We start from the raw sequence: 11,614 nt of genomic DNA on the forward strand, positions 1-11,614 counted from the left end.
AGGAGAATAGAGATACTACTGTTTATCATATACTTACTCTTATTTATCATATACTTACTCTTGTTATCATATACTTACTCTTGTTATCATATACATTACTCCTATTACTCATATACATATATCGCTAATTTCTCATTCATAATACAAACTAATTATGGTGTTGTACTTATGTTTATTTCTTCACGGTTAATAATCCTACTTCTCCGCTGGTAGCGGTAAACAATACCTGTTGCCCGTTCAACGGCACTACGGTATTGATAAGCGAATTGCCTGTCTTATGCTTCCACAACACTTTGCCCGTCCGGCCTTCTAAGGCGAAGATTAATCCTTCTTTGGTGCTACCGAACATTACGCCTCCTTTTTCCACTTGCATGGACGGGGCATGTTCGTAACCAAAGCCCACGTTGCTCGCCCACAGTTGCAGAGGCTGGTCGCCTTTGGCGGAGTAGCAAACGATGCTGTCGTTCATAGTCTTACTGTACACCCGTTCACCGTCCTCGGATAAACCGATGGTTTCGCGTACAGCCGACTGGAATGTGCGCCATACGGTTTCGCCGGTTCGTATGTTAATGGCGGTCATTGCACGTTGCGGGTCGGTAATGTACACCTTGCCGTCTGCCGCTACCGGCCATACGGCGGCAGGAGAGAAGTGCATACGGGTCAGCCCGCCCGTCCATTTCCATAATTCCAGTCCATCCGTCTTGTTGAGTGCGTAAAGCGTATTGTCCCACGCGCCGAATATAACTTCGGACGCCGTTACCAATGGTTTTGTTTCAATGTATCCTTTTACTCCGGTGTAAGCCCATATCTCTTTCCCGGTATGGATATCAATGGCGCGCAAGTTGTGGTCGCTGGCCCCTATATAAGCGATGCCGTTGTCAATAGTCACTGCGCCCAATACAGGCTGGGTGGCTTTCACGGTCCACAGCAGACTACCGTCTTTGCTGTTCAGTCCGTAGATGCTATGGTCTGCCGAGCCGAATACCACTACACCGTCTGCCACGGCCGGAGTACCTACAATGCGATTTCCGGAACGGAAGTTCCATAGCTTCTTTCCATTCTTCAAGGCATAGCAGGTGAGGTATCCCATGTCGTCTCCCACGAATACTTTATCTTTCTCTACTGCGGGAGAACAGTAAATACCGGCTCCCGTTTGTACTACCCATTGTTCTTTTACCTTGTCGTACTCCTTGTTTACCGAGAAGTCGGGGTATTTCTCCGCTTTCCCGTTGCGGTCGTAATACTGTCCGGCCAGGGAAAAGGAAGCCCATTTCTCCTTAGGCTCGCCTATGCGCCGGGTATAGACAAGGATAGAGTCCCGGGTTATATCGTATATGCCGTATCCTTGCTTATTGTCTTTGTCGCGCAGGTTGCTTCGCATCAGGATGCCGGGAATGCCGTCGTACCGGATGTTGCGGTTGCGATGATAGTGCCCGCCGATAAACAGGCGGATGTTATAGGGGCGTACGGCGTCCGTTACTTCGTACCAGTTGTCAACGTCTCCTTCCAGCATCGGGTAATGCGTAACGAGTATCACCGGTTTGTTGAGCTGAGCATCGGGAGCCGGAAATTGAGAACTTCCGGTATTGAACAAGTTCATTCTCTCCGTCATCCAACGGATGTCCTGCGGCACTACATGACCGTAAGCCATGCGCATCAACGGGCCTGAGTTAAAGCCAAGAAACAGAATGCCTTTATGTTCAAATTCAAAACGTTCGCCTCCGAAGATTTCACTGAAAGCGGTACAACCGGAGTCGCTCCATTTCGTTTCGTGATTACCGAGGACAACGTAATACTTTGTCTTTAATAAATCCAGCGCTTCCTTTACCTTCTGCATCGAGGCGCGGTCACCTTCTTCGGTAATATCGCCTGTCACTAAAACGAAGTCGATACTGTCTGTTGCGTTAATCTGTGCAATGGATCGCAGCAAGTCTTCCGTAGGATTCTGATTGCTGGGGCTGAAGTGAGTATCCGTTATTTGTGCAAAACGGAATGTTCCGTGTTGCGCCTGTACCGCAAGCGGCAACAGGCACAACAACAGAAACATTCTAAAGAGTCTTCGCTTCATAAATGATGATTGATATATTACTATTTGGTTGATAGGTTCGTATCTTCATTGAAGAATGTCAGGATGGCATTCATCAATGCTTCTCTCTCGGTAACAGTGCGCAAGGCCTCGAACGGGAATCCCAGTACGCAGGTCTTGTAGTTGCCTTTGTATGCTACTCCGGCGCTCCGGTTGTTTTCCGAATAGCGCATAATGGTGTAAGCCTCTTTGGTAGCCGGTTCTATGGCGTCCGGAGATTCTACCACATAGCTGTTGGCATTCAATTCACTGTAATAAGTATAGTTACCTGAAATGGCGGGGAATGGGGAAGCTACACATTTCACCTTACCCTCTGTAGCTGCCTGTCCCACGCGCCATTTATATTTCAGGACTTCCGTTGCAAACTCTTTATCGGCAAGTTGGGCGGGTGCGAGGCGGTTGTCCCAAAGGTCGGTACCTACGTAAGCTCCCGAAACAAAGATATTTCCACCTTGTCCGCAATAAGTTGCGATAGCTTCCTGCATAGGGTTGCTGAATGTCTTGAACTCTAACGGTTTCACACCGCCACGTCCCATTTTGGTCTGACATTCCTTACCCAGTATCAGGTCTACATATTTATAGTCGTTCATATTTGTAGTCTTGTTTTCCACAGTCTCATCGCTGCAAGATACGAACGAGTATCCGGCTCTCAGGATGGCTGAACCGTGTACGGCAGGATAATCGAACGAGTTTCCGGCGATTACCTTGTCTTCATAGTCAGTGTTACTGTCGCCAAAACCGGAAGCGTCGTCGTCCATCCAGGGAATGGAACGGCGGAACTCTTTCATCTTGCCGATGTAGCTGATATCCTTGAGATAAGGTACTCCATGATCTAACTCGTCCAGGAAACCGGCAAGCAGAGTATCACCGGGAGCGGGGGCTACAAAGTCGGCGGGTGCGCTGATGCGGTCGAAGCCGTTCACTACCAGTACAGTGCCCTTTTCGTTGAAAGCTCGTCCTGCCGAGAGAATCTCTGACGGGAAACTTTCGCCGCCTTTATTCACTGCGGTCACTTTATAACTGCACACCATGCCTGCGGGAAGTTTGGCGCGGTACACATTCCTGTCCACTAATACGCCGTTATCGAAATCTCCGTCTCCGATGCGGGTGTAGACAATGTACTTTTCAGCATTGGCTGTCGGTTCCTGCGGGTCGGCGACAGGTTGCCAGGTCAGTTCTATTTCGTTATCACCTGCCATGCGCAGAGCCATGTTGTCAACGGGCAACGGTTGAACCACGTAATCCGTATTGTATTGTGAGCAGATGAATTGCAGCATACCTTTATATATAGAGCGGCTCACTGTGAAACGGAAGCGCGGGTCAAGCCCGTAGCGCATATCTGCAAAGTTCTGGTGAGAGAGTAATTCCAGCAGCATGGTAGGCGCACGGGGAACACGGGCTTCAAAATAAGATTGATTCCACATGCCGCGGCGTGTCCAGTTCGGTTCATACAAGGCGCGGATGTCGCGTACGATGTTGGACTGAATCAGGTCTGTCATGTCGTGAGCCAGGAAGCGGGATGCTCCGTTGGCATATTCTTCGTTGTAAACGTTGGTGTAGTAAATGCCCAGTGTACCGATGATGGAGTCATTTAATGTTGTTCCCGCATCCGTATGGAAAGCGAAAGCCATATCCACCGGAATATTCAGTCCTTCTTCCGTAGGATTGGTTGCAGAGCCGCCCGCCAGGTAGTTTACCCAGATGCCACGGCTCTTGTAATCGTCCGTATAGTCATTCTTTCCACGGCTTTCGGTATAGACGCTGTCCGGGAATCCTGCCCATTGCAGCCAGTAACGGGATGCTTCGCAGAAACGGGGATAACCGCTAACTTCATACGGATAGTCTATTTTCGGCATTTCTTTATGTGCAACAGCGGCATTGGCTTCCGAACTCTTGACGTTTGCAGTAGCGCCTTCAGCAGAAATGCGACGGGCGATGTTACCCATACCGCCACCAATCTTTACGCCGTCGGCAGTAACTACGCGCCCCGCCTTATCGGAACGGTTACTCAGAACTACCTTGCAGGCGTTGTTCTTTCCGGCGTCGAATCCGAATGTTCCGAGATAAATCCATGTACCGCCGCCCATTTGCTGGTTCACTTTAAACTGGGTCGAACCGCCTTTATGGTAAATGGTATAAAGGGCGTCGTCCGTACTGTTCGGCAATGTTTTATAGGATACGTAAACGGCATACTGTCCTGTTGCGGGTATTTCCGGTATCCACTCGGCTGTACTTTCCCTGTCTTTCTTTCCTTTGACTGTTTCAATGGTGCGGAATGTACCTTCGCGGAATGGATTCTGAAAATCAATATATTGGCTGCGCAAGTGAGCGAAACCTTCTCCTGCTCCTTGGCTCCATACCTTATCGCCTATGTTTTCCGTATAAACGGAACGTCCGTACAGGCAACCGTCATTGTCTACGATTACTTCTTTCGTCTGGCTGTCACGCTCACGCGGTGTCAGTACATTGGCTCCTGCATTCTCCAGCATGGGAACGAGGAAAGGCAGTACATAACTTTGTGTGTACAAGTCTTCTACGGTCTGAAAAACACGGGCGCGTTGCCATTCCCAGCGTGTCAGTTTCGGTTCATAATAATAACCGTGGCTCTGCCACATGGCGATGTGACGGTTGTTTAACCCGTTGGTGGGAGCGTAGGGGACTGAAAGATGCGTTACCAAAGGCTTCTCCCCTGCAGGGGCGAATGCCTGGGGTTTCTCGTTCTTCTTGCTTTTCTTGTCCTTTTTGTTTCGCAATGCCTGGGGAATCAGTTCCTCAATGCTATGTTTGTTCGTACGGATTTGCAAATCGTATTTTGAAAGTTCAGCCGGAAGCAGAGCTTTCACTTCCCGGTAGAGTTCCGCTACATTATCTTCCCTGAAAGGGGTGTAAGCAAGGTTCATGTTGGCAAACAATTGCAAGGTGTTTCCTTGTATGGCAACAGAGTCGACCCTGATGCGCCCCACGGATATTTCTTTTCGTGCGGTGGCATACAGTAGCTTTTCTATTTCCTGGCGAACATCCGTCGGAAGCTCCTGCGCGCCTCCCTGTTGGGGGATTAGGGAGGCGGTGAACAGGATGAATAAAAAATAAAGTCTCACATTCATGATGATGTATTAAGTTAATTGGTTATTTATCACTTATCCTTTTTAATCAACAGGCAAAGTCCGATAAAGGTGAACAGTGCGTTGAATATCAGAAGTTCATAACTGAATTGGTAACCGTTGAACCAAGCCTCCGAATTCTTTTGCAAAACAAAGCAAAGAATGGGTGAGAGGATGGCTACCAATGGTATGTATTTGTCGCGGACTTGTTGTTTCATGAAGATACCGAATGCAAACAAGCCGAGAATAGGACCATAAGTATAACTTGCCAGGATATATACGGCGTCAATCACACTTGTATTGTTCAGCATGTTGAATACAAATATCGTAATGGCCATAACGGCTGCCATGCCGATGTGTACCCGTTTGCGTACTTTCACGATTTCTTCTTCGGTCTTGCCTTTTGTTCCGAGAATATCTACCGTGAATGAAGTAGTCAGGGCAGTGAGCGCCGAGCCTGCCGCCGAATAAGCGGAAGATATCAAACCGATAATAAACAGGATGCCTACAATAGCGGGGAAGTAATTGCCGGTTGCTATCAGCGGGAAGAGTTCATCACTCTTTTCTACCTGGATGCCCTGGTTGCTTGCAAAGATATAAAGCAATACGCCCAGCATGAGGAACAGCAGGATTACGATGAACTGTGAGACGACGCTGGTAATCATATTCTTCTGTGAATCCTTAAAGTTTTTGCAGCTAAGGTTGCGTTGCATCATGTCCTGATCCAATCCTGTCATGGCAATCATGGTAAACGCTCCGGCAAAGAACTGTTTGAAGAAGTATTGTTTACTGTTTATATCGTCGAAGAAGAAAGTGCGCGACATGTCACTGTCTGCTATTGTGCTGAGCATGCTGCTGAGGGATAAATTCAGGTCGGATGCGATGTAGCTGATGCAGAGCACCACTGATACTACTAAGCAGAGTGTTTTCAATGAGTCTGTCCAGATAAGGGATTTCACACCGCCGCGGAAGGTATAAAGCCATACCAAAGCCACTGTGATTGCCACATTCAATATAAAAGGTAATCCTAACGGCTCGAATACCAGCAGTTGCAACGTCAGGCAGACGAGGAACAAACGTACGGCAGCTCCCAGCATCTTTGAAATAAAGAAGAACCAGGCTCCTGTACGGTAGGAGGATATTCCAAAACGATTTTCCAGATATTCGTAGATAGATACCAGATTCATCCGGTAGAACAGAGGTGTTAAGACAAAGGCTATGACCAATTGCCCTGCAACAAACCCCAAAACCATTTGTAAATAACCGAAGCTGCTGGCTGCTACCATACCCGGTACGGATACGTATGTTACCCCGGAAATACTGGAACCTATCATGGCAAATGCTACGACGTACCATGATGATTTACGGTTACCGACAAAGAACCCTTCGTTGTCGGCCTTTCTGCCTGCTATGTAGGATATGGTGAACAGTATCACAAAGTAAGCGGCAATGGTTATAACTACAGATATCGGACTCATCTCTATATTGTTATGTATTGGTATATTAATTATGTATTGGTATCATTTTCAACTTTCAACTTTCAACTTTCAATTCTCCTCATAGAGGAGATACGGTTTACGCTGTATCTTGAATTTCTCTACATCGTCTTTCCACATCGCTTTGATTTCATCGGCGCTTTTTCCCTGCTTAATCATTTTCCGTACATAATCTCTCCCTACCAACAGTTCAAAGAAAGAACGGAAGAAATGGTCGCCCATATTCAGGTTGTTGTATGCATCAATAATATAGGTAAGGTCTACACCGCGCTTCCATATTTCTTCATCGCTCATGTTACTCAGGTCTACTCCATGACACAGTTTGTTCAGTTGGGGAGGGTTTTTAGCTCCCGGAACACTTCTTGGAGTAAAGCTGTAACTGTATCCGGTCATGTTGGGATGTCCGTAAACCTGGAATGGGAGCGAAGTCCCTCTACCCAGGCTGACTGGTGTTGCTTCGAAGAAACAAGTGGCAGGATAGAGATATATGGATTTCATATTCGGCAAGTTGGGAGATGGGGGAATGGGCAACTGGTACATTGTCCGGTGGGTATAATTCTTGCACTTGATGACGGTCAGGTCGCACGTACGCGAATTGGGTAACCAGCGTTCTCCGTTTACCATCAATGCAAGTTCTCCCAGCGTCATTCCATGAACGATAGGGATAGGCAACCAGCCTACACCAGATTTGTACTTCATATCAAGAATCGGGCCGTCCACGTAGTGCCCGTTTGGATTGGGACGATCCAGGAGTAATACTTTGCGGTTGTATTCAGCGCAGGTATCCATCAGTCTGCACATCGTGGCGTAATAAGTATAGAAGCGCAGGCCTACATCCTGGATGTCTACTACCAGAATATCAAATTTGTCTATGAACTGTTCGCCGGGCTTTTTACCTTTACCGTCATATAAGGAAAGGATAGGTATTCCGGTTTTTTGGTCAACAGAACTGGATACATGTTCACCGGCATCGGCATCCCCGCGAAAACCATGTTCGGGCGAAAATATGGCGACTACATTAAACTTATTCTCTATAAGTACATCTAATATATGCTTATCTCCCGCCATTCCTGTATGGTTGGAAAAAAGAGCAATGCGTTTATTCTTCAGTATCGGAAAATACTCAGAGGTTTGTTCATCACCTAAGATTATCCGGTCTTTCTGCGCCTGGCATAGCAGAGAGCTACACGCTAAAAGGATAAATAGCAAAAGTTTCTTCATAACAGTGTTATATAAGTATGTGAGATAATGGTTGCAACAAAGATAGCTTTTATTTTAATATCAAAAACACTTATTTTGCTATTTTTAGTATTATACTTAATAATTTGCACTTAGTTAAATGGGGTAAACATGAAAATCATGCTTCTGCGGGAATAACGAAATGATGTAAATAGGCCACTCTCGCTACCAGAATGATACTATATCCTTTATTTTAATAACGCGTATCTTTTCAGGAAATTGCATTCCAGAATCTTTAGTGAATAAACAAGGAATAATAATACAGTATTCCTGTATATTATTCCATTTTTGCGGGCTATTTATACTCAAAAGAGTCATACATATATGGTAGATCTACAACTACTTATAAGTAAAAGGTCAACTACCTATAGGTAATTGGTGAATTACTTATAGGTAATTGGTGAGCTACTTATAAGTAGTGAGTTACTCTGACTTGTTTGCATCATATTTTTCTCTCAAATAGCACCTTTTGAGGAATATTTCATTCTAAAATAAATGTCAGTATTTCGATATCTCGCTTATAATCTGCTATTTACAGATTTTCGCTTGCGTATTTCCAACACTATGGGCATCAGTGCGGAAATATGGCATTCTCGGCAGGTTTAAAATACAAAATGACAAAATGGTAAAAAGGTAAAAACAGAGGCTGTCCTCGTGGACAGCCTCTGCATATTATCATTATGTAGTAAACCTCATTATGGAACTATCCTAAGGTCTACTGCCATATATAGTCCGCCCGTACTTCTAAATTATTAGTTATCATACCCAACAACTACAGAAGCGGTTTTTGTTGATTGCGTACGGGTACCACCAAAGTAATGTGTTTGATAACGTCCGGTGGTTTGATTCCAGTAATCAGTATAGGCTACATATCTGGCTGAGGAGTTTATTACCCGTAATTGATAAATAGTATCATCCACAACCGTTTCGCCGGGCACTCCACCATTGGCGGCTGAAACAACGATGCGGAAATCAACGCGAGCCGCACCTTGTGAAACATAAGTTGTTTTTATAGCCGGTATGGGTATAAAGCCTGTACTTTCGCCAAAAGCAACCGGACTACCCAGATTAAGCCATGCGCTTTTTGTCGCATCGCCCGTTTCGTCGCCTACTTTCTTACCTTCCGGTATTCTTCCGGCTTTTTCATCGGCAATGGTGTACAACGGGTGTGGGGTGTACTGATACTGGTATTGCAACTTCATTGTAGTTGGTTGGGTATCATCTTCAAACATCAGGTTGATGAAACGTACAAAGGAAATAGTATCCGTATCGAACGATGCTTTTGCGGGATCTAACGGATAGCTAAGATCATAACCGCGGTCTAACACAATAGGAGGTTTGGAATAGTCGTATACGATAACATTTTGTTTCCCCTTTTTCAGAGTTACATCCTGATTATATACCTCATTTAGCTGGGTACTTTGATAGAACTTCAAATTTACCGTACCCGGTTGTGCCGTATAGAAACGGGCTGTAAAAGAATTTGCAGGCCCCGGATTTGTATTGTAATAACTCAATACGCTTTTGTCGTTAGACAGCAACTTTCCGTCCAACTCGACTTTGTATATATTATAAGCAGCATTTCTTAGCACCGGCGTGAAATGGCTGATTTGAAATTGAGCCATTTCCGAGGCGGAGATAGCATCGTAATCAATATCATTCTTTTCGCATGAAGCCATTGCTATGGCGAATAAGAATGTTAATCCTGTATATATTATCTTTTTCATAATTCTACTGTTTTTTTTAATGAAACATTAGTTGGCGGGAACTTCACCGGGATAAGCAAACCACGGAATAGAACACTGGTAGTTGGCTGCCATACCTGAAATAGGTTTCAGTTTTTCCAATGATTCTATGTTCCACATATATTCCGAGTTGTAACGGGGGCGTATACGATAACAAGGCGCTCCGTCATTATCAATGTCGAATGCGGCATTGCGGAATTCAATGTCTCTTGATGCGCCGAGGAAGAATCCTTTGAATACTTTGGTGGGGTCTTCATCACGTTTTGTATCAATCAGGCGCGTGTCATCCCAACCGTTTCCTTTTGAAGGATATTCACCACTGTACACAATGTCGTAGTGGTATTTGCGCAAGTCAGTCCAGGCTTCGATACCTCCCCACGGATAAAGTGCAACGTATTTCTGCAGCATGATGTGCGAGAGAGTCAGGTTGTTTTCTCCCAATCCTTCCACATAAGGGCCTGCGTAATATTCGTTTGCCAGGTTATTGTAAACACCGGACACTATCTTGTCACCTCCGCCGATTGCACCTTTAGTACCCGGATAAAGTTGCTTTACGGTAAAGTCAAGGTCATTCTTAATGGCCTCCTTGAATGCTCTGTAAGCGTTGGCTTTGTCGCCTTTCTTCCAGTATGCTTCGGCAAGACAGAACTTAATTTCAGCAGAAGTCATCAATACGTAAGGCGCATTGTCGCGGAAAAGCCAGCGTCCGATACCGTCGTTAGGGGTTGTTGTCGTAGAGTTCTTTACCGCATCAACACGTCCGTAGAGTTGTGGAGTAGTAACTATTCCTCCGGGATTGGCTCTTGTAGTGTTGTCTCTTCCTCCATAATATTTATGCGCTTTCACACTGTCCGCGTTGTCAATGTACAGATATTCAGGATCGGTCGCTGTGCTGAGTTTCACGGCTACGCGTGGGTCGTAATGTCCGGGTTCGTTGATAAGCGTATCGGTAATAATCTGCTGTTCGAGCAATTCATACTGGTAATATGGATTGGGTACAGGTTCTTGTTTTATGCGTCTGCCATCAGTGCCATATTTCGGTATGGTTCCGGTCATAAGCTGTACGAGATAGTCATTCTGGAAATAAGTAGTACCCAGATTACCGCGCTGTGTTCCCCAGAAATTGTTATAGCCGCTGTAAAGTACGCTTCCTGATCCACCTGCTACCTCTACCATGGCGTCGTCTGCCGATGATGCCAATGCATTGTTGGCTGCTGCAATCAGTTCGTCGGCATACTTGGTTGCGAAGTCTTTTTTGTTGGATAGTGAAGCCAGGTTACGTACGATAACGCCGTTAGCGAACTTTTTCCATTTTGCTGCATCTCCTTTATAAATCCAGTCATTGTCTGTAATCTTCGTTCCGTAGTTGCTATTGTCTTCCATATCCAAATACCTGATAGCTTCTTTCGCCCATTCGCGTACGGCTTCATAAATATCAGCCTGCGAATCATAATCAAAGCGTGTGCGTTCGGTGTCGAATACTTGTTTCAAGGGAGCTTCTGCATAAACTTTGGCAAGTAAATCCCAACTGTGAGCCTTGATAGCGTAACCGATACCGGCCAAGCGCCAATGTCCGGCGGCTATGGCTTGGTTAATCATATTTTCGAGGTTCATACCTTGGTTCCAGTAAACCGTACGCCAGATTAACTGTCCGGTATCATTGGAAGCAGAAGCTTTGCGCCAGAAATGATTTGCAAAACCATAGCCATTGGTGGTTGTCCACATTGAAGTCATTGGTAGGATGGCATACGTCAAGTCGTAGGTAATATCTTGATAGCTTTGGATGATACCTGACAGGTATAGATAGTCTTCCACATAGTCCGGAGCGTCAACATTATTGTTCACATCCAGATAATCGTCACAACCGGTGTTGAATAACATCAGTAAGGACAGGAAAGGGATTAATATATATTTCTTCATATTGTTTTTTATAAATAGGGTTTCACA

6 protein-coding genes are annotated in these 11,614 nt (G+C 45.5%); all 6 read right to left on the minus strand.

What is annotated here, in order from left to right; translation table 11 throughout:
- Window positions 1–172: 172 nt before the first annotated feature.
- Window positions 173–2,068: a PQQ-binding-like beta-propeller repeat protein gene (locus B2Z67_RS08025; protein WP_291529302.1), complete on the minus strand. Its 1,896-nt coding sequence runs from the start codon at window positions 2,066–2,068 to the stop codon at window positions 173–175.
- A 20-nt stretch (window positions 2,069–2,088) separates the two neighbouring features.
- The gene (locus B2Z67_RS08030; RefSeq protein ID WP_291529303.1) at window positions 2,089–5,190 is read right to left on the minus strand and encodes a xanthan lyase; all 3,102 of its coding nucleotides are present in this window, start codon (window positions 5,188–5,190) and stop codon (window positions 2,089–2,091) included.
- 29 nt (window positions 5,191–5,219) lie between these two features.
- The gene (locus B2Z67_RS08035) at window positions 5,220–6,665 is read right to left on the minus strand and encodes a sodium:solute symporter (RefSeq protein ID WP_291529304.1); all 1,446 of its coding nucleotides are present in this window, start codon (window positions 6,663–6,665) and stop codon (window positions 5,220–5,222) included.
- A 69-nt stretch (window positions 6,666–6,734) separates the two neighbouring features.
- A complete protein-coding gene (locus B2Z67_RS08040; RefSeq protein WP_291529305.1) occupies window positions 6,735–7,904 on the minus strand; it encodes an exo-beta-N-acetylmuramidase NamZ family protein in 1,170 nt (389 codons plus the stop codon).
- A gap of 770 nt (window positions 7,905–8,674) precedes the next feature.
- Window positions 8,675–9,649 carry a hypothetical protein gene (locus tag B2Z67_RS08045; RefSeq protein ID WP_291529306.1) on the minus strand — a complete coding sequence of 325 codons (975 nt, stop codon included), beginning with the start codon at window positions 9,647–9,649 and terminating at the stop codon, window positions 8,675–8,677.
- Window positions 9,650–9,676: 27 nt separating this feature from the next.
- Window positions 9,677–11,614, minus strand: a 1,938-nt coding sequence (locus tag B2Z67_RS08050; RefSeq protein ID WP_349677268.1) for a SusD/RagB family nutrient-binding outer membrane lipoprotein, incomplete at its 5' end; no start/stop codon positions are given.

The sequence above is a fragment of the Bacteroides sp. UBA939 genome (assembly GCF_002293435.1).
GTDB lineage: Bacteria > Bacteroidota > Bacteroidia > Bacteroidales > Bacteroidaceae > Bacteroides.